The organism is Ensifer meliloti, from assembly GCF_030064585.1.
Classification (GTDB): Bacteria; Pseudomonadota; Alphaproteobacteria; order Rhizobiales; family Rhizobiaceae; genus Sinorhizobium; species Sinorhizobium meliloti.
This window is the reverse complement of the sequence record NZ_CP120365.1, coordinates 1,947,501-1,969,323: the sequence shown is the minus strand read 5'-3', so window position 1 is coordinate 1,969,323 and position 21,823 is coordinate 1,947,501. Positions and strand designations below refer to the sequence as shown.

The window sequence follows — 21,823 nt, the reverse complement described above, 5'->3', positions numbered from 1 at the left end:
AAGATGTATGAGACCAACTATCATCGGGCCTCCTCGGTCGAAGAGGCGGCGAACCTGATGGGGACCGCCGCGGAGGGAAAATATCTCTCCGGCGGCATGACGCTCATCCCGACGATGAAGCAGCGGCTGGCCGCCCCGAGCGACCTTGTCGATCTCAGGCACATTGCCGAGATGAAGGGCATCATCGTCGACGGCCGGTCGGTCAGGATCGGCGCGGCGACGACGCATGAGGAGGTCGCGACCTCCGCCGCGCTCGCCGCGGCCTGTCCGGCAATTTGCGGGCTTGCCAGCCACATAGGCGATCCGCATGTCCGCCACATGGGTACGATCGGCGGCTCCATCGCCAACAACGATCCGGCTGCGGACTATCCTGCGGCGATGCTGGCGCTCGATGCGGTGATCGTCACCGACAGGCGCGAGGTCAAGGCCGAAGACTTCTTCACCGGTCTCTTCGAAACGGCGCTCGAAGATGGTGAGATCGTGACCGCAGTCCGCTTCGAAGCGCCGGCGAAAGCGGCCTATCAGAAGTTCCCCAATCCGGCCTCGCGCTATGCGATGACCGGCGTCTTCGTCGTCCGCCGTGACGATGGCGGCGTGCGCGTTGCCGTGACCGGAGCCGGGTCGGACGGCGTCTTCCGCCACCGGGACCTGGAGGCGGCGCTTGCCGCCAACTGGTCTCCCGGTGCGGTCGCCAATGTGCAGGTGGACGATTCGGACCTGCTTTCCGATATTCATGCAAGCGCCGCCTATCGCGCCAATCTCGTCAACGTGATGACGAAACGCGCCGTGGCGGCCGCCTGACAGGCCAACTTTGGTATCGAAAAAGGGCGGCAGCGGCCGTCCTTTTTCCGCAATTGCTTGACTTCGATCGATGTTCGGGAGAATGAAGTTTTGCCAGCCATTTTGGAATGGTTCAAAACTGGGCACTCGGACTCGGTGTGATGCCGCGCCTGATTACGGCGGAAAGGTTTGAAAATGTGTCGTCATTTTCCATCGCCTTTCCTGCTTGCCAGGCACGACACGCGCCGCGCAGAATGACCGAGGTCTGGGGCCGAGAGGCCTTTTGCCGCAGCCCGCGCGTCGGAGCCTGTCCGGGGTTGACCACTGATCGCTTTGAAGGAAGAAAGGCGGCAGGGCACTGGAGATGATGATGGATTTCGAGAGTTTCTTCAAAAACGAGCTGGATGGGCTGCATCAGGAAGGCCGTTACCGGGTTTTCGCCGATCTCGCCCGCCATCGCGGCAGCTTCCCCAAGGCCACGCGCTACACGGCCGATGGCGCGCAGGAAGTGACCGTTTGGTGCTCGAACGACTATCTCAGCATGGGCCAGTGTCCCATCGTCACCGAGGCGATGAAGAACGCGATCGACGAATGCGGCGCCGGCGCCGGCGGGACCCGCAACATCTCCGGCACCAACCATTATCATGTGCTGCTCGAGCGCGAACTCGCCGACCTGCACGGCAAGGAATCGGCTCTTCTGTTCACCTCCGGTTACGTTTCGAACTGGGCCGCACTCGGGACGCTCTGTTCCAAGATTCCCGGCGTCATCGTCTTTTCGGATGCCGGCAACCACGCTTCGATGATCGAGGGCATCCGCCACTCGAAATGCGAGCGGGTCATCTTCAAGCACAATTCGGTGGCGGACCTCGAGGCTAAGCTTGCGGCCGCCGATCCGCGCGCGCCAAAGATCATCGCCTTTGAATCTGTCTATTCGATGGATGGCGACATCGCGCCGATCAAGGAATTCTGCGACCTCGCCGACAAATACGGCGCAATGACCTATCTGGACGAAGTGCACGCGGTCGGCATGTACGGCCCGCGCGGCGGCGGCATTGCCGAACGCGAGGGGCTGATGCACCGTCTGACGGTCATCGAAGGCACGCTCGGCAAGGCCTTCGGCGTCATGGGCGGCTACATCACCGGATCGGCGGCGCTCTGCGACTTCATCCGCTCGTTCGCTTCCGGCTTTATCTTCACGACGGCGCTGCCGCCGGCGCTCGCCGCCGGCGCGCTCGCCTCCATTCGCCACCTGAAGGAAAGCCAGGTCGAACGTTTCGCGCACCAGGAGCGCGTGCGCCGGCTTCGTTCGCTGCTCGACCAGCGCGGTATTCCCCATATGGTCAATCCGAGCCATATCGTGCCGGTCATCGTCGGCGACGCCGCCAAGTGCAAGTGGATCTCCGACCTGCTGCTCGACAATTTCGGCATCTACGTCCAGCCGATCAACTATCCGACGGTGCCGAAGAAGACCGAGCGACTGCGCATCACCCCGACGCCCATGCATTCGGATGCCGATATCGACCATCTGGTGGGCGCGCTGCATTCGCTCTGGTCGCGCTGCGCGCTGGCGAGGGCGGTCGCGTAAGCTCCGGCGAGCTCTGACGGGGAGAGGGACTTTCTCGCCCGAACCTCTGTTTCGTAGCAGCGCTCGTATGGTGCAAGGCGCTGCCACTTGTCCCTTCGCCCCGCCTGCGGGGGAGAAGGTGGCCGGCAGGCCGGATGAGGAGCGGATTCGCCCGCAACAACTGACTCTCTACCGGATCATCTCGGCAGCCGCCCGCCGGGCTCTTTCATCCGCTGCAAAGACGTCGTCCATGCTCGTGGCGGCCGGCAGGCCGGCGAGCCCGTCCATCACCTTTTCGACGATTTCCGCCATGGCGAGGAAGCCGATGCGGCCCTTGATGAAGGCATCGAGGGCGGTCTCCTTGGCGCCGTTCAGCACCGCGCCCTGCACGCCGCCTTCCTCCATTGCCCGGCGCGCGAGTTTGATCGCCGGGAAGCGGACCTCGTCCGGCGCCTCGAAATCAAGCCGGGCGAGCCTGGCGAAGTCGAGGCGCTCGACCGGTAGGTCGCAGCGTTTCGGGTAGGACAGGGCATAGCCGATTGCGGTGCGCATGTCGGGGCAGCCGAGCTGTGCGAGTACGGAGCCGTCCGTATAGCCGACCATGGAGTGAACCACCGATTGCGGGTGGACGATCACCTCGATCTGCTCCGGCCTGAGACGGAAGAGGTGGCGCGCCTCGATCATCTCGAGCGCCTTGTTGAACATCGAGGCGCTGTCGATCGATATCTTGAGGCCCATCGACCAGTTCGGATGGGCGCGGGCCACATCCGCGGTCACGTGCCGCATTTCGTCGAGCGTCTTGGTGCGGAAAGGGCCGCCGGAAGCGGTGAGGACAATGCGTTCCACGGCGTGGCGCTGATCGTTTTCCAGCACCTGGAAGATCGCATTGTGTTCGCTGTCGACGGGCAGCAACCGGCCGCCGCCCTCGGCCACGGCATCGATGAAAAGGCTGCCGGCGGAAACGAGACATTCCTTGTTGGCAAGCGCGATGTCTGCGCCGCGGCGGGCAGCCGCCAGGGTGGGGCCGAGGCCGGCATTGCCGACGATCGCCGCCATGACCCAGCCGGCATCCCGCTCGGCCGCTTCGGTGAGGCCGCTTCGTCCGGCGGCAACCTCGATGCCGCTGCCGCTCAGCGCATCCTTGAGCTCGCCATAGCGATCCTCGTCGGCGGTTACCGCGAGCTCGGCGCCGATGCGGCGCGCCTGCTCGGCCAGCAGCGGTATATTGCCGTTGCCGGTCAGGGCGGCGATCTCGAAACGATCGCGTCCGCCGAGGCGCTCGATCACGTCGAGCGTGCTGGTCCCGATCGATCCGGTGGAGCCCAATATCGTCAGACGGCGCTTCAAGTCATCGCCGGATGCCATTGCCAAATCCCGTATTCTTCTCGTTTTAACGATTTAACTAGGCTCTACAGCCGAAAGCTACCGGCAACAAGGGTGGAGTCATAGCCCTTCTCTAAGAGACGGTGCTCAGGTAAGAATCGATAGCACCGCCGAACGATGATTTGCATGAGGAGTTTTTCGGATGCTGCAAGCCCTGACCGCCGCATCCTGCGCCTGCGTGCTGATCGAGCTTGCCTCCATGCGGACGGTGGCTGCCGAAAAGGTGCCGGAGGCGCTCGTCGGTTCGTGGCTTGCCGAGGACATAGGCGGCCGGGGCGTGATCGACGATCTTCAGACGACGCTCGAGATCCGCGGCGACGGCACCTATGGCGGCATGGCCGGCTGCAATCATTTCACCGGAACGTTCAGCCTCTCCGGCGCGGCGATCACCTTCGGGCCGGCTGCAGCTACCCGCAAGATGTGCGTACCGGCGGTCATGGACCAGGAGCGGAAGTTCTTCGAAGCTCTGAAGACGGAGCTTACCTGGCGAATAGAGGGATCCAAGCTCGTTCTCGGCGGGCGAAACGGGAAGAGCTTGCTGCAGCTAGCCTCTATGCAGTCGCGGAACGGCAACCGGGCAGAGCTGACGATCGAAACTCCCGACGCCGGCGCAGTCGACCGGCGGACGGTCCGCTATGCCTGCGGCGACAGGACGATCGAGGCCGAATACATCGACGCCGGGTCCGTGTCGCTCGCGACCTTCACCGTCGACGGCACATTCATCGTGGCATCGAACGTGATTTCCGGATCGGGCGCCAGATATGCCGGCGGCCGATATATCTGGTGGACGAAGGGCGGCGAGGCGACGCTTTTCGACACGACGAAAGGCGACGAGGATCCGGGGATAGCGTGCAAGGAAGTGGAATAGCGGGGCCGCCTCGACACAGGCCGGACGGGATTGTACTTCTGAACCATGCTGCACTGGCTCGATATCGATTACCGCACGCTATTTCGATTGGGAGATGGAGGCCGGATAGAACGGGAGAACGATCCGGAGGGGTCGCCCGGGCCGGGCTTTTGGCTGGCAGGATGCGCCGAGGGAAATATTTTCGGGGTGCGGACCGATGTGCCCGAAGACATTGCCGAAGAGCTCGAGAGGCTTGTCGCCGACGAACCGCCATTCACCCATCCGGGCATTCCAAAACACCTTGGTCGTTATCTGCCTTTGCTCGGCGGAAGCGGGCCCGTGAAGTACAATTTCGGCTTGATCTACGAGCTGCCGCACGCCTTGGCCTATGAGGGCCGTGCGCGCTTGATCGAAAGCGGCACCGGGGAAGGCCGGGAGCTGACGCGTACCTGGGCAGCAAACGGAGTCCCCCAAGGTCTGTTCGACCTCGGCTTTCACGACGTGACAGACCTCTGGGAGCCCTGGTGTGCTGCGGCTGCGGGCGACGAGATCGCCTCGATCGCCTTTGCAGCGCGGCTTTCGGATGCTGGAGCCGAACTCGGTCTGGTAACGGCGAAGGCCTTCAGGGGGCAGGGCCTCGGGGCAGCCGCTACCGCCGGCTGGTCCCGCTTGCCTGAGCTGCGCTCCCGCACCCTGTTCTACAGCACGGATCGCGAAAATCACGCATCGCAGCGGGTTGCCGCCCGCCTCGGCCTTCGGCTTCGGGGAGCAAGCTTGAGGGTAGGCTAGAGCATTTCCGCTTTTCTCCGAATCGCGGAACTCTCTAACCCTTTGTTTTTCCGCAATGCCGGCCGGAAAACCGCTGCGTACTTTTCGTGGAATTGCTCCAGGTGTGGAGAGTGGCCCGGCATGGGGCACCATGCGGGCTCACGCGCCGCTGTTTGTGTCGCCACCTTCGTCCAACTCATGTAATTCGATAAAGCCATATTGCTCCAGCCACTCACGAAGAATGAGGCGGATTATCTCGTCCCGGGTCATCTGGAGTTCTTCGCAGGCCAGAGCGAGGGCCAACTCAACATCATCCTCGAAGATCATCGCCTCACCTGCACAGTACAACCACGAGATAGAAGGGTCTCACAGCACAGGTTGCAGTCAAGGATTACGGAGCGTGCTCAATGGGATAAGCCAAAATGGGCTAAGACTATCGGCCATTTAATATCGGACTTAAGTCTTATAGAAAGCACCGCGCGTGGATACGCGCGGCGCTCGAACTTTCATCCACTTCGATCAGGCGAAGAGAAAATCGGCGCTGCTGAAGTGCGAGGCAGCGAGGGTATTCGTCGGGTCGTCGACATGTATCGACAGCGCATTGCCCGTCGAATCATAGCCTTTCAACATCACGTCTCCGCTGGCGTCATCATACGCAAAAATGGTACCAGCCGCGCCGGAGCTCGAATATTGCTTGATTCCCAGGTTCTCCAGGACAAGCAGATCGGTGCCGTCCTGAAAGTCCATGACGGAGTCCCGTCCGACGAGCGAACCCGCGCCCTTGAAGACGAAGCGGTCGGCATCGGCGCCACCCCACAGGATGTCGCTTCCCGCGTCGCCAAGAAGGGCATCTCTCCCCGCGTCACCGCGAAGCGTGTCGTTTCCTTCTGCGGCAATGACCAGGTCGTTGCCGAGACCGCCATTAAGGACGTCGTCGCCGGCTTCGCCCGACAGGATATCGTCGCCGGCATCCCCGAATGCCAGATCGTTGCCGGCGCCCGCGGCAATCCGATCGTTACCGTTGCCGCCGCGGGCTTCGTCGATGCCGCCCTCGGAGTCGAGCACGTCATTCCCATCACCGCCATCGAGGTAGTTGTTCCCGTCGCCGCCATCGACGATGTCGTCGCCGATGCCGCCATAGACCCGGTCGTTTCCGGATTGGCCTTTCAGAGCGTCGTTGCCCTCTTCGCCGTAGATCGTATCGTTGCCGGCGCCACCACCGACCGCCTGCTGCGTCAGCTTGCCCGTTGCGGGATCAATGCGGTTGTTGAAGCCGTCGTTTCCCGAGCCGGCATAGATGATGTCGTCTCCCGCTCCGCCGTCGATGTATTCCTCGCCGGCGCCCCCATAGATCTGGTCGTGGCCGGCGTCTCCCAGGATATGGTCATGGCCATCGCCGCCGTTGATGATGTCATTGCCGTCTTCGCCGGAGAAGATATCGTTGCCGAGCCCGCCGATCAGCGTGTCGGCGCCGGCGCCGCCGTCGAAGCTGTCATTGCCGTCGCCGCCCTCCGCATAGTCATCGCCCGCTCCGGCCTTGAAAAAGTCGTTGCCGAGCCCACCATAGAGGAAGTCGTTGCCGAGCCCGCCATCGAGATAGTCGTCACCGGCATTACCCCAAATGGAATCACTGCCATCATAGCCGCGGATCGTGTCCGCAAGATTCGTACCGATGAGCTTGTTGGCAACGTTGGTTCCATTGATGTTCATTCGTCTACTCCCTGCTGTTCTGACGGCGGGGGTGGTGAAGTTCGAATGAGGCATAACGGTGACACGCCTTACGCCGGACTTGCGCGCTTGGAAGCAAGCTGTTGTTTACGCAAAAGGAAAAAGGCGGCAGTTGTGTGGATAACGTTTTTCCCGTCTATCGTAAAGCTTTCAGCTACCTGCGATTGACATCGCTATGCTTGAGGTTGAAATCGCAATGAGGAGAAAGATTTGCGGCTGAAGGAGTTGTACTAGCGAAGTCGCTCCTCAGCGTGAGGACTGGCGATTGCCGCATGAGGGTGGAGACAGCCTGCCGTGGGCCGTACAGCGCGACGCATCTCGGGCAGATATCGTTCACCGTAGTGCTCGCCAGTGGCAGCCGCGGCGCCTCTTGGTGATCCCGGCGCGATTCGAACGCGCGACCCCCAGATTAGGAATCTGGTGCTCTATCCTGCTGAGCTACGGGACCACTTAGAATAGACCCATACAAAAGCGAGGCACTTTCGCCAAGTGTTTTTCGGCGATCGCAGCCGATTTGCAGGCGCTCCCGAGAGGGGGGCTAGCGTCCCCGGCGCCGTGGATGCTAAGCAGGGCCCGCGGCGCCGGAGGAGAGGCTGCCGCGTTCCTCGCCAACGATCTTTATCCCAAAGACCAGATACATGTTCATCGGAATTGACTGGGGCGGCACGAAAATGGAGGTCATCGCGCTCGATCGCGATGGCGAGACGCGTGCCCGCCATCGTGTCCCGACACCCACCAGCGGCTATGAGGATTGCATCCGTGCCGTCGTAGAGCTCGTCGCCTCGGCCGAAAGCACGGCCGGCGAGCGCGGCTCGATCGGCATCGGCATACCCGGCAGTCCCAATCCGCGCACCGGCATCGTGCGCAATTCCAATGCGGTGCTCATCAACGGCAAGCCGCTCGGGCGGGATCTTGCGGCGGCGCTCGGACGCGAGGTGCGCCTGGCCAACGACGCCAATTGCCTGGCGGTCTCCGAAGCCGTCGACGGGGCGGGCAAGGACGCGGGCGTCGTCTTCGGCGTGATCGTGGGTACCGGCCACGGCGGGGGTCTGGCAATCGGCAAGAAGGTTCACGCCGGCTACCAGGGCGTTGCGGCCGAGATCGGCCATTATCCGCTGCCCTGGATGACGAAGGACGAATATCCGGGGCACAGGTGCTGGTGCGGCAAGCTCGGTTGCCTCGACATGTATGCCTGCGGCACCGGGCTGGAGCTCGACTACCGCATGACGACCGGGACGGACCAGCGCGGGCGGGACATCATCGAGGCGAAGCGCGCCGGCGATCCGGTGGCAATCGGTGTCTACGGGCGTTTCGTCGACCGGCTGGCCCGCAGCCTCGCGCTTTTGACCAACATCGTCGATCCCGACGTCTTCGTGCTCGGCGGCGGCATGTCCAATGTCGACGAGATTTACGGCGAGTTGCCGGCGTCGATCACCAGATATCTCTTCGGCGACAGTTTCGAGACGCCGATTCGCAAGGCGGTGCACGGCGACAGTTCCGGCGTGCGCGGCGCCGCATGGCTCTGGAAGGATTAACCGGCCAGGCGGGGAATTTTGCCGGATAGCGCATCGCACTCGTCCAGTTCGAACCACTGACCAAGCGGAGGCATCATGAACATAGACAATGATCTGCGCCGGATTGCGCTGCAGGAGCAGCAATTGCAGTTCGAGCGCTTCGATCTCGATACGGCCTGGAAGCTAGGCGCCACGCTTCGCCGGATGGCCGGGGAACGCAAGCTCGGCTGCGTCGTTGACATCACGCTCTACTCCATGCAGGTCTTCTATGCGGCCCTCGATGGGGCGACGCCGGACAATCCGAACTGGGTGCGCCGCAAGCGCAACACGGTGTTCCGCCTGTTCAAGAGCAGCTACGCCACGGGGCTCAGCCTGCTCAAGCAGCAAACGAATTTGCAGGCGAAGCTCGGCCTGCCGGATGCTGAGTTTGCCGCCCACGGCGGCAGCTTCCCGATCGTCGTCAAGGGAACGGGCTGCATCGGCGCGGTCACGGTCTCCGGCCTGCCGCAGCGGGAGGACCACAATCTCGTGGTCGAGGCGCTGGCAGAACTTCTCGGCGCGGATCACGACGCGCTGAAGCTGGAAAGCTGACGGAAAGCGGGTGGGCATGGATATTCATCTCCAGGCAGGCGAACTCGCGGGCTGGCTGAACGATGCTGCCTTGCCGCTCTGGCGGCAGAAAGGCTTCGACGGGGAGGGTGGCGGCTTCGTCGAGACGATCGACATGAAAGGCGAACCGACGCGCGCCGATCGCCGCTCCCGCGTGCAGCCCCGGCAGGTCTACTGCTTCGCCGCGGCGGGCCGGCGCGGCTGGGATGGAGACTGGCGCACCGCCGCCGAAGGCGGCCTTCTCTATTTCGATCGCGTCTACGGGCAGCCGGGCGGCTTCTACGGAGCGCTGGCGAATGCCGACGGCAAGCTCATCGACGCTTCCTTCGACCTCTACAACCAGGCTTTCGCCTTGCTTGCCTTCGCCCATTTGGCGGAAGTCCTGCCGGAGCGCGGAGCCGAGATGGTGGGGCGCAGCGACAATCTCAGGCGGCAGCTCGAGGCCCGTTGCAAGCATCCGCTCGCCGGCTTCGAGGAGGACGACCCGCCGCGCCTGCCGCTCGGCTCCAATCCGCATATGCACCTTTTCGAGGCCTGTCTTGCGAGCGAGGAGGTGGAAGGCTTCGACCGCGTCGCCTGGGCCAATCTCGCCGACGAGATCGCGCATCTGGCCATGGACCGGTTCATCGACGCCGAGAGCGGGGCGCTGCGTGAATTCTTCGATCACGACTGGGCGCCGTTCCCCGGCGAAAAGGGCCGTATCGTGGAGCCGGGGCACCTTTTCGAATGGGCGTGGCTCCTCCTGCGCTGGGCGGAACGGCGCGGCAACGCGCAGGCGATCGTCAAGGCGCGGCGGCTTTTCGAGATCGGCGAGAAAGACGGAACCTGCCACGACCGGGACGTGGTCGTCATGACGCTCCTTGACGATTTCTCCGTTGCCGATCCGACAGCGCGGCTTTGGCCGCAGACGGAGTGGCTGAAGGCGGCGATCCGCTTTTCGGCTCTGACGGAAGGTGCGGAGCGAGAGCGTTATCTGGCTTCGGCTGGGCGCGCCGCAGCGGCGCTGCAGCGCTTCCTGGACGTGCCTGTCCGCGGCCTCTGGCGCGACAAGCAGAAGGCGGATGGCAGCTTCGTCGAAGAGCCGGCGCCAGCAAGCACCTTCTATCATATTCTTTGCGCGATCTATGAACTGGAGGATTGCCTTAAGCGGATGTGACCGGCGTCGGCAGACCTTCCGTCCTCATCGAGAGCGCCATTATTCGGCCCGCCGCACCCGCGGCGGGCCGTTTTTATTGCCAATCTGCAATTGTGACCGGTTCGTATGTTGACATAAAGATATCTTTATGTGAGTAAATCGATAATTCTTTGTCGTTTTCAGAACGGGAGATCTCCCATGTCCGCCGACGCCCTCTTTGGAAACGTCTCGCCCAAGCCGGATGGTTCGGAAGTCTTGCGGCAGCTCGCCCAGGCGGCGGCTGAACGCATCCTCATCATGGATGGCGCCATGGGAACGGAGATCCAGCAGCTCGGTTTCGTGGAGGATCACTTCCGCGGCGAGCGCTTCGGTGGCTGCGCCTGCCATCAGCAGGGCAACAACGACCTCCTGACGCTCACTCAGCCGAAGGCGATCGAGGATATTCATTACCACTACGCCATCGCCGGCGCCGATATCCTCGAAACCAACACCTTCTCCTCGACGCGGATCGCCCAGGCCGATTACGGCATGGAGGACATGGTCTACGATCTCAATCGCGATGGCGCGCGGCTGGCGCGGCGCGCCGCGAAGCGGGCCGAGGCGGAGGATGGCCGGCGGCGCTTCGTGGCAGGCGCGCTCGGCCCCACCAACCGCACCGCTTCGATTTCGCCGGACGTCAACAACCCCGGCTATCGAGCCTTCAGCTTCGACGATCTGAGGCTCGCCTATGCCGAGCAGGTGCGGGGCCTCATCGACGGCGGTGCCGACATCATCCTGATCGAGACGATCTTCGACACGCTGAATGCCAAGGCGGCGATCTTCGCGACGCAGGAAGTCTTTGCCGAAAAGGGCGTCCGTCTGCCGGTGATGATCTCCGGAACGATCACCGATCTCTCCGGCCGTACCCTCTCCGGCCAGACGCCCACGGCCTTCTGGTATTCGGTGCGCCATGCGGATCCGTTTACGATCGGGCTCAACTGCGCGCTCGGCGCAAATGCGATGCGCGCCCATATAGACGAGCTTTCGGCGGTCGCCGACACGCTCGTCTGCGCCTATCCGAATGCCGGCCTGCCGAACGAGTTCGGCCGCTATGACGAAAGCCCCGAGCAGATGGCGGCGCAGGTCGAGGGCTTCGCCCGGGACGGTCTCGTCAACATCGTCGGCGGCTGCTGCGGTTCCACGCCGGCCCATATCCGCGCCATTGCCGAAGCGGTTGCCAAATATCCGCCGCGCCGGGTGCCCGAGATCGATCGCCGCATGCGGCTTTCCGGCCTCGAACCCTTCACGCTTACCGACGAGATTCCCTTCGTCAACGTCGGCGAACGCACCAACGTCACCGGCTCGGCGAAGTTCCGCAAGCTGATCACCGCCGGGGACTACGCCGCCGCACTCGATGTGGCGCGTGATCAGGTGGCGAATGGCGCCCAGATCATCGACGTCAACATGGACGAAGGCCTGATCGATTCGAAGCAGGTGATGGTCGAGTTCCTGAACCTCGTCGCCTCCGAGCCGGATATCGCCCGTGTACCGGTGATGATCGATTCTTCCAAATGGGAGGTGATCGAAGCCGGGCTCAAATGCGTCCAGGGCAAGGCGCTGGTGAACTCCATCTCGCTCAAGGAAGGCGAGGCGGCGTTCCTGCACCATGCGCGCCTCGTGCGCGCCTATGGCGCCGCCGTCGTGGTGATGGCGTTCGACGAGAAGGGCCAGGCCGATACGAAGACCCGCAAGGTGGAAATCTGCCGGCGGGCCTATCGGCTGCTGACGGAGGAGGTTGGCTTCCCCCCGGAGGACATCATCTTCGACCCGAATATCTTCGCGGTCGCGACCGGCATCGAGGAGCACAACAATTACGGCGTCGACTTCATCGAGGCGACGCACGAGATCATCGCGGCACTGCCGCATGTCCACGTCTCCGGCGGCGTGTCGAACCTCTCCTTTTCCTTCCGCGGCAACGAGCCGGTGCGCGAGGCGATGCACGCCATCTTCCTTTATCACGCGATCCAGGCCGGCATGGACATGGGCATCGTCAATGCCGGACAGCTCGCCGTCTATGATGCGATCGACCCGGAACTGCGCGAAGCCTGCGAGGACGTGGTGCTCAACCGCCGGGCCGATTCGACCGAGCGCCTCCTGGAGATCGCCGAGCGCTATCGCGGGAAGGGCGGGAGCCAGGGCAAGGAGAAGGACCTTGCCTGGCGCGAATGGCCGGTGGAGAAGCGGCTCGAACATGCGCTCGTCAATGGAATTACCGAATTTATCGAAGCCGATACGGAAGAAGCCCGGCTTGCCGCCGAGCGGCCGCTGCATGTCATCGAAGGGCCGCTGATGGCCGGGATGAACGTCGTGGGCGATCTCTTCGGTTCCGGCAAGATGTTCCTGCCGCAGGTGGTCAAGTCCGCCCGGGTGATGAAGCAGGCCGTTGCGGTGCTGCTCCCCCATATGGAGGAGGAGAAGCGCGCCAATGGCGGCGGCGAGGCGCGGGAGAGTGCCGGCAAGATCCTGATGGCGACCGTCAAGGGCGACGTGCACGACATCGGCAAGAACATCGTCGGCGTCGTGCTCGCCTGCAACAATTACGAGATCATCGACCTCGGCGTCATGGTGCCCTCGGCTAAGATCCTCGAAGTGGCGCGCGAACAGAAGGTCGACATCGTCGGTCTTTCCGGCCTTATCACGCCGTCGCTGGACGAGATGGCGCATGTCGCTTCCGAGCTCGAACGGGAGGGCTTCGATGTCCCGCTGCTGATCGGCGGGGCGACGACCAGCCGCGTGCACACGGCCGTGAAGATCAATCCGCGTTACAGCCTCGGCCAGACGGTCTATGTCACCGACGCCAGCCGAGCGGTCGGCGTCGTATCGAGCCTGCTCTCGCCGGAAGTCCGCGACTCCTACAAGAAAACGGTCCGCGCGGAGTATCTGAAGGTTGCCGACGCACATGCCCGCAACGAAGCCGAGAAGCGCCGTCTGCCGCTTTCCCAGGCGCGGGCGAATGCCTTTCGGATAGATTGGGACGCCCACCAGCCGAAGGTTCCGTCCTTCCTCGGCACGCGTGTTTTCGAGGGATGGGACCTCGCCGAACTCGCCCGCTATATCGACTGGACGCCGTTCTTCCAGACCTGGGAGCTGAAGGGGGTATTCCCGAAAATCCTCGATGACGAACGCCAGGGGGCTGCCGCTCGCCAGCTCTTCGAGGACGCGCAGGCGATGGTCGAAAAGATCGTGGCCGAGGCATGGTTCGCTCCGAAGGCCGTGATCGGCTTCTGGCCGGCCGCCAGCATGGGCGACGACGTCCGCCTGTTTGCCGACGAGGTGCGCGAAGCCGAGCTTGCCACCTTCTTCACGCTCCGCCAGCAGATGGTGAAGCGCGACGGCCGGCCGAACGTCGCCCTTGCCGACTTCGTCGCCCCGGCGGCGAGCGGCAAGCGGGACTATGTCGGCGGTTTCGTGGTGACGGCCGGCATCGAGGAAGTGGCGATCGCCGAACGCTTCGAACGGGCGAACGACGATTATTCCTCGATCATGGTCAAGGCGCTTGCGGACCGCTTCGCAGAGGCCTTTGCCGAGCGCATGCATGAATATGTCCGCAAGGAGCTCTGGGGCTATGCTCCGGACGAAGCCTTCACGCCGCAGGAATTGATCGCCGAGCCCTATGCCGGCATCCGCCCTGCGCCCGGCTACCCGGCGCAGCCCGACCACACGGAAAAGGAGACGCTTTTCCGGCTCCTGGATGCGGAAGCCGCTATCGGCGTCCGGCTCACCGAGAGCTATGCGATGTGGCCGGGCTCTTCGGTATCGGGCCTCTATGTCGGCCACCCCGATTCCTATTACTTCGGCGTCGCAAAGATCGAGCGCGATCAGGTGGAGGACTATGCCGATCGCAAGCGCATGAGTGTCCGCGAGGTCGAGCGCTGGCTTTCGCCGATCCTCAATTACGTGCCGATGCCGGAGACGGAAGCGGCGGAGTAGGGTGGACGAATATGGGGTTTGCCGCCGCTTGCCCCTCATCCGCCTGCCGGCACCTTCTCCCCGCAGGCGGGGAGAAGGGACAAGCGGCGCCGACTGAACCCCGCATTCACCGCCCGCCCGAGGGAGCGAGCGGGCGCGGCATATCCCTTCTCCCCGCCTGCGGGGAGAAGGTGGCGGCAGCCGGTTGAGGGGCAAGCCCGACCGAGCGGGGTTGAGCCGGTTGGGTTCACGAGGGATCCCCTTCATGAGCAGTATCCGCCGCACCGGCGCGCAAGAGATATGTGCATGCCGTAGCATTTCGATGGGGAGAAGGAACGAGCGGCGCGCTCCCCGGAATGTTAGTGCACTGTTTTTGCAGAACAATCCCAGCGCTTATCGGCCTGCAGCCAGGATCATCTCAGCCGCCTTTTCCGCGATCATGATCGTCGGGGAATTGGTGTTGCCGGAGGTGATCGTCGGCATGATCGAGGCATCGGCGATGCGCAGGCCGGCGATGCCGCGCAGCCGCAACTCGGGATCTACGACGCTATCCGGGTCGCTGCCCATCCGGCAGGTGCCGACGGGATGGAAGATCGTCGTGCCGATGTCGCCCGCCGCGCGTTTCAGCTCCTCATCCGTCTGGTAGTCCGGACCGGGCTTGAACTCGACCGGCTTGTAACGGGCGAAAGCGGGCTGCGCGACGATGCGGCGGGTGAGCCGGATCGACTTCACGGCCACATCCCGGTCGGCCTCGGCCGTCAGGTAGCGCGGACGGATGTCGGGCGCCGCTGCGAAATCCGGGCCCTTCAGATGTACCGAACCGCGGCTTTCCGGCCGCAGATTGCAGACGCTCGCGGTGACGGCGGGGAAGGGGTGTACCGGTTCGCCAAACTTTTCGAGCGTCACCGGTTGGACATGATACTGCAGATCCGGCGTTTCCTTCTCCGGGCCCGAGCGCGTGAAGATGCCGAGCTGGCTTGGCGCCATGGCCATCGGGCCGGAGCGGCGGACGAGATATTCGAGGCCGATCGCCGCCTTGCCGAAAAGTGAAGTCGCCTTTTCATTGAGCGTCGGGACGCCGGTCACCTTGTAGGCGAGGCGCAATTGCAGGTGGTCCTGCAGGTTTTCGCCGACTGACGGCAGTTCGTGGCGCACTTCGATGCCGCTTTCATGAAGCACGTCGGGCCGGCCGATTCCGGAGAGTTCGAGGATATGCGGCGAGCCGATCGCTCCGGCCGAAAGCACCGTTTCGCGGCGCGCACGGGCGCTTTTTACGGTGCCGTCATGCTGGAACTCGACGCCGGCGACGCGGCCGTCCTCGAGAATGAGCCGGCGGACATGGGCCTTCGTCAGAATCGTAAGGTTCCGCCGATTCCGGGCTGGCTTCAGAAAGGCCTTGGCCGTATTCCAGCGGATGCCGGACCGCTGATTGACATCGAAATAACCGGAGCCCTCGTTGTTTCCGCGGTTGAAGTCGTCGGTCTCCGGAATGCCCGCCTCGGTCGCGGCCTTCTGGAAGGCATCGAGCACCGCCCATCGGACGCGTGCCTTCTCGACCCGCCATTCGCCGCTTGCTCCGTGCATGTCGTCGGCGCCGCGGTAATGATTCTCGGATTTCCTGAAGAACGGCAGCACGTCGTTCCAGCTCCAGCCGGGGCAGCCGAGCTGGCGCCAGAGGTCGTAGTCTCGCGCCTGCCCGCGCATGTAGATCATGCCGTTGATCGAGGAGCAGCCGCCGAGCACCTTGCCGCGCGGGTAACCGAGAGACCGGCCGTTGAGGCCTTCCTCCGCCGCGGAGGTGAAGCACCAGTCGGTGCGTGGATTGTTGATGCAATAGAGATAGCCGACCGGAATGTGGATCCAGTGATAGTTGTCGCTGCCGCCGGCCTCGAGCAGCAGCACGCGGCGGTCCGGGTCTTCCGACAGGCGGTTGGCGAGCACGCAGCCGGCGCTACCCGCTCCGACGATGATGTAGTCGAACGTGTCCATTGGTTTTCTCTATGTCGGGGCCCGACGTGGTTCGGACCGATGCATGGTCAATGCTTGTGTCGATGCTCGAAGCCGAGCCTGCGGCCGAGCCGGGAGTTGTAGAACTCGCCGACGATGCCGCGGCGGAACAGAAGCACGCAGACCATGAAGACGATGCCGGTTATGATCGTGACCGGAAATTCCGAGGTCGCCAGATAGTTCTGCAGCGTCACGACGAGACCCGCGCCGAAGAGCGGCCCGATCAGCGTTCCGATGCCGCCGAGAAGCGTCATCAGGATGACTTCGCCGGACATCTGCCAGCTGACGTCGGTCAGCGTCGCGAACTGGAAGACGAGTGCCTTCAGACCGCCGGCAAGCCCGGTCAGCGCCGCCGACATCACGAAGGCTGCGAGTTTGTAGTTCCTGACCGAGTAGCCGAGCGAGATCGCGCGCGTCTCGTTCTCGCGGATCGACTTCAGGATCATTCCGAAGGGCGAATTGATGATCCGCCAGATCATGGCGATGCCGATAACGAAGACGGCGAGCACGAAATAATACATGTTCGTCGGCTGCGAGAGATCGATGAAACCGAGGAGATGGCCGCGAGGCACCGATTGGATACCGTCCTCGCCGCGGGTGAACCCGGCCTGGAGGCAGAAGAAATAGAACATCTGGGCCAACGCCAGCGTGATCATGGCGAAATAAATGCCCTGCCGGCGGATCGCGAAGAAGCCGACGACCGCGCCGAGAAGGGCAGCGCCGACGACGCCGAGGAGGATGCCGAGTTCGGGCGGCACGCCCCATTCCTTGACCGCATGCGCGGTGAAATAGGCCGCGCCGCCGAAGAAGGCGGCATGGCCGAAGGAGAGCAGCCCCGTATAGCCGAGCAGCAGATTGAAGGCGCAGGCAAACAGCGCGAAGCATAAGATCTTCATGAGGAAGACGGGGTAGAAGAACAGGGGCGCGAGCAGCAGGCAGGCAAGGCCGACGCCGAGAAACACCGTCTGAACGATGGCCGGCGAGCGTTCCTTCCGCTTCGCGAGTTCAAGTGTCAGCGTCATATCAAGCATCCCGACCGAAGAGACCCGCGGGCCTCAGCAGGAGAACGATGGCCATGATCACGAAGATCACGATGTTGGAGGCCTCCGGATAGAAGACCTTGGTCAGTCCCTCGGCGATGCCCAGCAGATAACCGGTGACGATCGCGCCCATGATCGAGCCCATGCCGCCGACGACGACCACTGCGAAGACGACGATGATGATGTTAGATCCCATCAGCGGCGAAACCTGGTAGATCGGCGCCGCGAGAACTCCGGCAATTGCGGCGAGCGCCGCGCCGAGCCCGTAGGTCAGCGTCAGCAGAAAGGGCACGTTGATCCCGAAGGATTGCACCAGGACCGGATTCTCCGTAGCGGCGCGCAGATAGGAGCCGAGCTTGGTCTTCTCGATCATGAGCCAGGTGCCGAGGCAGATCACCAGCGAAAAGACGATGACCCAGCCGCGATAGATTGGCAGGAACATGAAGCCGAGATTGGCCCCGCCCATAAGCAGCGCCGGCGTCGCATAGGGCTGGCCGGACGCGCCGTAGAGATAGCGGAAGGTGCCTTCGATGGTGAGCGCCAGGCCGAAGGTGAAGAGGAGGCCGTAGAGCGGATCGAGCGTATAGAGCCGTCTCAGCATCGTGCGTTCGATAACGGCGCCGATGAGGCCGACGAGAAGGGGCGCGAGAATGAGCGCCGGCCAATAGCCGATGCCCAAATAGGAGAGCAGCAGCCAGGCCATGAAGGCGCCGAGCATATACTGCGCACCGTGGGCGAAGTTGATGACGCGCAGGAGCCCGAAGATGATGGCGAGGCCGAGGCTCAGGAGCGCATAGAAGGAGCCGTTGATGAGCCCGATCAGCAGCTGCCCGAGAAAGGCCTGGAGGGGAATTCCGAAAATCATCGTCATGGCCTACACCCCGAGCACATCATGCAGCATATCCATGCGCCCGGAAAGTTCCGAAACCGGAAACTCGCCGGCCACACGCCCATGATCCATCAGGTAGAAGCGGTCCGCGACCTTGCTCGCGAAACGGAAGTTCTGCTCCACCAGGAGAACGGTCATGCCGCGTTCCTTCAGCTTCTTCAGCACCTCGCCGATGCGCTGGACGATCACCGGGGCAAGTCCCTCGGTCGGCTCGTCGAGCAGGATCATCCGCACTCCGGTCCGCAGGATGCGCGCGATCGCCAGCATCTGCTGCTCGCCACCCGAGAGCTTGGTTCCGGCGCTGTTGCGGCGCTCGTGGAGATTGGGAAACAGCTCGAATATCTCGTCGATCGTCATGCCGCCCTTCGCGACGGCCGGCGGCAGCAAGAGGTTTTCGTAGACGGTAAGCGTCGAGAAGATGCCGCGCTCCTCGGGGACGAATCCCAGGCCGCGATGGGCGACGCGGTGGAGGGGCACGCGCATCAGGTCCTCGCCGGCGAAGCTGATTTCACCTCTGCGCTCGCGCACGATCCCCATGATCGCGCGCAGCGTCGTAGTCTTGCCGACGCCGTTGCGGCCGAGCAGCGTTACCATTTCGCCCTCGCCGACGGTCATGTCGACGCCGTGCAGGACGTGGCTTTCGCCGTACCAGGCGTTAAGGCCGGCCACCTTGAGAAGCGGTTTCATCTGGAGGCCTCCTCCGTGCCCATATAGGCTGTGCGGACGCGCGGATCCTCCGAGACTGTCGCATAGTCTCCTTCCGCGAGGATCTCCCCGCGCTGCAGGACCGTGACGTGGTGGCAGAGCGTCGCGACGACCGAGAGATTGTGCTCGACCATCAGCACTGCCCGCTCGCGCGCTACTTCGCGGATGATCTCGGCGACCATGCCGACGTCCTCATGCCCCATGCCGGCCATAGGCTCGTCGAGGAGCAGCACCTTCGGCTCGAGCGCCAGCGTCGTGGCGATTTCGAGCACGCGCTTGCGGCCGTAGGAAAGGTCCGCGGCGACGGCGTTCGCCTCCTTGTCGAGACCGACGGAGCGGATCAGCTGCTCGGCCTTGCCGTTGAGAGTGTCGAGCGACGACAAGGATTTCCAGAACTGCGTCGCCAGGCGGTTCGGCCGCTGCAGCGCGACGCGGACGTTGTCGAGCACGGTCAGGTGCGGGAACACCGCCGAGATCTGGAACGAGCGTACGAGGCCCATGCGGGCGACCTTGTCGGGCGCGGTCCTGGTGATGTCCTCGCCGAGCAGGGTGATCGTGCCATGGGTCGGCTGCAGGAACTTCGTGAGGAGATTGAAGACGGTGGTCTTGCCGGCCCCGTTCGGGCCGATCAGCGCATGCACGCGGGCATGGTGGACATCGAGGTCGACGTCCTTGACGGCGGTGAAGCCGCCGAAGTCGCGGCGGAGCCCGCGGGCGGACAGAACCACCCGCGGCGCTCCATTCTCCAAAGGCATGGCGACGGTCATCGTCTTGCCGGTCAGGACTTCACGAGCTCGCAGCCGCTCTGGGCCGGGTCGATGAAGGCTTCCTTACCGGGAATGGTCGCGAGAACCTTGAAGTAGTCCCAGGGCTCCTTGCTCTCGTCCGGCTTCTTGACCTCGAGCAGATACATGTCGTGGATCATCCGCCCGTTCGGCGCGACTGTCCCGTTCTTTGCAAAGACGTCGTCGACCGGAAGAGCGTGCAGCTCTTTGGCGACAGCTTCCGTCTCGTCGGTTCCGGCCTTCTCGATCGCTTTCAGATATTGCAGTACGGCCGAGTAGGTGCCGGCATGAACCATGTTCGGCATCTTGCCGGTGCGCTCCATGAAGCGCTTGCCGAACTTGGCGCTCTCCTCGTCGCGGTTCCAGTAGAAGCCTTCGGTGAGCGTCAGCCCCTGCGCCGCATCGAGACCGAGACCGTGGACTTCGGCCAGCGTGAAGAGCAGGGCCGCCAGGCGTTGCCCGCCCTGGACGATGCCGAACTCGGCGGCCTGCTTGATGGCGTTCGAGGTGTCGAGACCGGCATTGGCAAGACCGATCACCTTGGCTCCCGAGGACTGGGCCTGCAACAGGAAGGAGGAAAAGTCGGTGGTTGCAAGCGGATGACGGACGGCGCCGACGACGGTGCCGCCGTTCTCCTTGACATAGTTGCCGGTGTTCTCTTCCAGCGAATAGCCGAAGGCATAGTCGGCGGTCAGGAAGAACCAGCTGTCGCCGCCCTGCTTGACCAGCGCGCCGCCGGTGCCGACCGCGAGCGAATGCGTGTCATACGCCCAATGGAAGCCGTAGGGGCTGCACTGCTTGCCGGTGAGCTCCGTCGTTGCGGCCCCGGTGACGATGTCGATCTTCTTCTTTTCTTTCGAGATCGCCTGCACGGCAAGCGCAACGGAGGAGGTGGTCAGCTCCATGATGCTGTCGACCTGCTCGGTGTCGTACCATTGCCGCGCAATGTTGGAGGCGATATCGGGCTTGTTCTGATGGTCGGCCGTCACCACCTCGACCGGGACGCCGAGCACCTTGCCGCCGAAGTCTTCGACAGCCATCAGCGCCGCCTCGTAGGAGGATTTGCCGCCGAAATCGGCATAGACGCCGGATTGGTCGTTGAGAATGCCGATCTTGACCTTGCCGTCGGATGCGTCGGCAAGGGCGGCGGTGCTGCCGGCGAGCACCATCGCGAGCGTGGCGATCAGTTTCTTGTGCATTTGTCCTCCTCCCAAAGGTTCTATGTTCTAAAGGGCGATGCGAAGCCCTCGTGCGGAAACACATAGGGCTCGGCCGTGTCCTTTCGAGGCCTCGGCCGTCTCCCCACATCGCTCTGTTCAAATTTGACCAGACATGCTCCTCAAATGTCGGCCGGATGTTTACCATCCAGAAAATTCTGCTTGGAAGCAAGTCGGTCGACCCGTAAATTGCAAACAGCATCTGTTCATTTTTGAACAGAAGGGGAGGGACATGAATCCGAATTTTACCTGGGACGATCTGCAGTTCTTCCTCGCGGTCGCGCGAACGGGCCAGCTCTCGACGGCAGCGCGACGCCTGCGGACGAGCCACGCGACCGTCTCGCGCCGCATCGACCGGCTGGAATTCGCACTCAAGGTCAAGCTCTTCGAGCGCAATCCCCGCGGATACGTGCTGACGACCATGGGCCAACGCTTCGTCGAAACGGCCGAGCGCATGGAGCGGGAGACGGAGCAACTGCAGCTCGACATCAGCGACGGCATGACGGCGCAACGCGGTGTCGTACGGCTGAGTACGCTTGAGGGTTTCGGCAACTTCTTCCTCGCGGACCGGCTTGGGGAGTTCGCCGAGCGCTATCCGAACATCTCGCTTGAGCTCGTGGCGATCCAACAGATCATGTCGTTGTCGCGCAAGGAGGCGGATATCGCGGTAGCGCTCGCCGCACCGAAAGCCGGAGCTTACCATGCCGAAGTGCTGACGCCCTATACGCTGCATGTCTATGGGGCACGCAGCTATCTCGCCGGTCAGCCGCCGATCCGCACACGCAGCGATCTCGGCTCCCACCGCTTCGTCGGTTATATCGACGACATGATCTTCACGCCGGGGCTCGATTATCTCGGCGAGATACAGCCGGGGCTGCGCGCCCATTTTCAAAGCTCGAGCATC

18 protein-coding genes and 1 tRNA gene (1 of these 19 running past the window's edge) are annotated in these 21,823 nt (G+C 63.3%); 9 read left to right on the top strand and 10 right to left on the bottom strand.

From position 1 onward, the window contains the following. Positions 1 to 3 precede the first annotated feature (3 nt). Together PZL22_RS16545 and hemA are read left to right on the top strand one after the other, a co-directional pair. The gene (locus PZL22_RS16545; protein WP_004435052.1) at positions 4 to 801 is read left to right on the top strand and encodes an FAD binding domain-containing protein; all 798 of its coding nucleotides are present in this window, start codon (positions 4 to 6) and stop codon (positions 799 to 801) included. A 349-nt stretch (positions 802 to 1,150) separates the two neighbouring features. Beyond that, the gene (hemA, locus tag PZL22_RS16540; RefSeq protein WP_004435054.1) at positions 1,151 to 2,365 is read left to right on the top strand and encodes a 5-aminolevulinate synthase; all 1,215 of its coding nucleotides are present in this window, start codon (positions 1,151 to 1,153) and stop codon (positions 2,363 to 2,365) included. Between the two features lie 168 nt (positions 2,366 to 2,533). On the opposite strand, the gene dxr is transcribed toward hemA, so the two are convergent. Continuing rightward, a complete protein-coding gene (dxr, locus tag PZL22_RS16535) occupies positions 2,534 to 3,709 on the bottom strand; it encodes a 1-deoxy-D-xylulose-5-phosphate reductoisomerase (protein ID WP_004435056.1) in 1,176 nt (391 codons plus the stop codon). 160 nt (positions 3,710 to 3,869) lie between these two features. Here dxr and PZL22_RS16530 point away from each other — a divergent pair, with 160 nt between their 5' ends. Then, the gene (locus PZL22_RS16530; protein WP_004435058.1) at positions 3,870 to 4,595 is read left to right on the top strand and encodes an META domain-containing protein; all 726 of its coding nucleotides are present in this window, start codon (positions 3,870 to 3,872) and stop codon (positions 4,593 to 4,595) included. Between the two features lie 45 nt (positions 4,596 to 4,640). Continuing rightward, positions 4,641 to 5,363 (top strand): GNAT family N-acetyltransferase, encoded by a 723-nt coding sequence (locus tag PZL22_RS16525; protein ID WP_004435060.1) that lies wholly within the window; start codon positions 4,641 to 4,643, stop codon positions 5,361 to 5,363. Between the two features lie 138 nt (positions 5,364 to 5,501). On the opposite strand, the gene PZL22_RS16520 is transcribed toward PZL22_RS16525, so the two are convergent. From PZL22_RS16520 to PZL22_RS16510, 3 genes are all read right to left on the bottom strand, one after another. Next, on the bottom strand, positions 5,502 to 5,669 hold the full coding sequence (locus tag PZL22_RS16520; RefSeq protein ID WP_004435061.1) for a hypothetical protein: 168 nt from the start codon (positions 5,667 to 5,669) through the stop codon (positions 5,502 to 5,504). Between the two features lie 192 nt (positions 5,670 to 5,861). Next, a complete protein-coding gene (locus tag PZL22_RS16515) occupies positions 5,862 to 7,052 on the bottom strand; it encodes a calcium-binding protein (protein WP_004435063.1) in 1,191 nt (396 codons plus the stop codon). Between the two features lie 389 nt (positions 7,053 to 7,441). Then, positions 7,442 to 7,518 (bottom strand) — tRNA-Arg (locus PZL22_RS16510). Positions 7,519 to 7,708: 190 nt separating this feature from the next. Here PZL22_RS16510 and PZL22_RS16505 point away from each other — a divergent pair. From PZL22_RS16505 to metH, 4 genes are all read left to right on the top strand, one after another. After that, positions 7,709 to 8,605 (top strand): ROK family protein, encoded by an 897-nt coding sequence (locus PZL22_RS16505; protein WP_004435230.1) that lies wholly within the window; start codon positions 7,709 to 7,711, stop codon positions 8,603 to 8,605. A gap of 75 nt (positions 8,606 to 8,680) precedes the next feature. Next, on the top strand, positions 8,681 to 9,175 hold the full coding sequence (locus tag PZL22_RS16500) for a heme-degrading domain-containing protein (RefSeq protein ID WP_004435233.1): 495 nt from the start codon (positions 8,681 to 8,683) through the stop codon (positions 9,173 to 9,175). A 10-nt stretch (positions 9,176 to 9,185) separates the two neighbouring features. Continuing rightward, positions 9,186 to 10,349: a mannose-6-phosphate isomerase Pmi gene (gene pmi, locus PZL22_RS16495; RefSeq protein WP_080573363.1), complete on the top strand. Its 1,164-nt coding sequence runs from the start codon at positions 9,186 to 9,188 to the stop codon at positions 10,347 to 10,349. A gap of 177 nt (positions 10,350 to 10,526) precedes the next feature. After that, on the top strand, positions 10,527 to 14,297 hold the full coding sequence (gene metH, locus PZL22_RS16490) for a methionine synthase (RefSeq protein WP_004435239.1): 3,771 nt from the start codon (positions 10,527 to 10,529) through the stop codon (positions 14,295 to 14,297). Positions 14,298 to 14,669: 372 nt separating this feature from the next. Here the strand turns inward: metH and PZL22_RS16485 are convergent, their stop codons facing one another. Genes PZL22_RS16485 through PZL22_RS16460 form a run of 6 tightly spaced genes read right to left on the bottom strand, consistent with a single transcriptional unit; the run spans position 14,670 to position 20,901 of the window. Then, positions 14,670 to 16,265 (bottom strand): GMC family oxidoreductase, encoded by a 1,596-nt coding sequence (locus tag PZL22_RS16485; RefSeq protein ID WP_004435241.1) that lies wholly within the window; start codon positions 16,263 to 16,265, stop codon positions 14,670 to 14,672. A gap of 47 nt (positions 16,266 to 16,312) precedes the next feature. Continuing rightward, positions 16,313 to 17,305 (bottom strand): branched-chain amino acid ABC transporter permease, encoded by a 993-nt coding sequence (locus tag PZL22_RS16480; protein WP_013844886.1) that lies wholly within the window; start codon positions 17,303 to 17,305, stop codon positions 16,313 to 16,315. Position 17,306: 1 nt separating this feature from the next. Continuing rightward, complete coding sequence (locus PZL22_RS16475; protein ID WP_004435248.1) at positions 17,307 to 18,194, bottom strand: branched-chain amino acid ABC transporter permease; 888 nt, start codon at positions 18,192 to 18,194, stop codon at positions 17,307 to 17,309. A 3-nt stretch (positions 18,195 to 18,197) separates the two neighbouring features. Then, a complete protein-coding gene (locus PZL22_RS16470) occupies positions 18,198 to 18,899 on the bottom strand; it encodes an ABC transporter ATP-binding protein (protein ID WP_004435252.1) in 702 nt (233 codons plus the stop codon). After that, a complete protein-coding gene (locus PZL22_RS16465) occupies positions 18,896 to 19,684 on the bottom strand; it encodes an ABC transporter ATP-binding protein (RefSeq protein ID WP_004435255.1) in 789 nt (262 codons plus the stop codon). The genes PZL22_RS16470 and PZL22_RS16465 overlap by 4 nt, the downstream gene beginning before the upstream one ends. Positions 19,685 to 19,695: 11 nt before the next feature. Further along, positions 19,696 to 20,901, bottom strand: coding sequence for a beta-hydroxybutyrate-binding protein (locus tag PZL22_RS16460; RefSeq protein WP_004435262.1), 1,206 nt, complete (start codon positions 20,899 to 20,901; stop codon positions 19,696 to 19,698). Positions 20,902 to 21,151: 250 nt separating this feature from the next. Here PZL22_RS16460 and PZL22_RS16455 point away from each other — a divergent pair, with 250 nt between their 5' ends. Further along, positions 21,152 to 21,823 carry the 5' portion of a LysR family transcriptional regulator gene (locus tag PZL22_RS16455; RefSeq protein ID WP_004435265.1) on the top strand. The gene runs 276 nt beyond the window's last position, so only the first 672 of its 948 coding nucleotides appear in the window; its start codon is at positions 21,152 to 21,154; its stop codon lies off the right edge, out of view.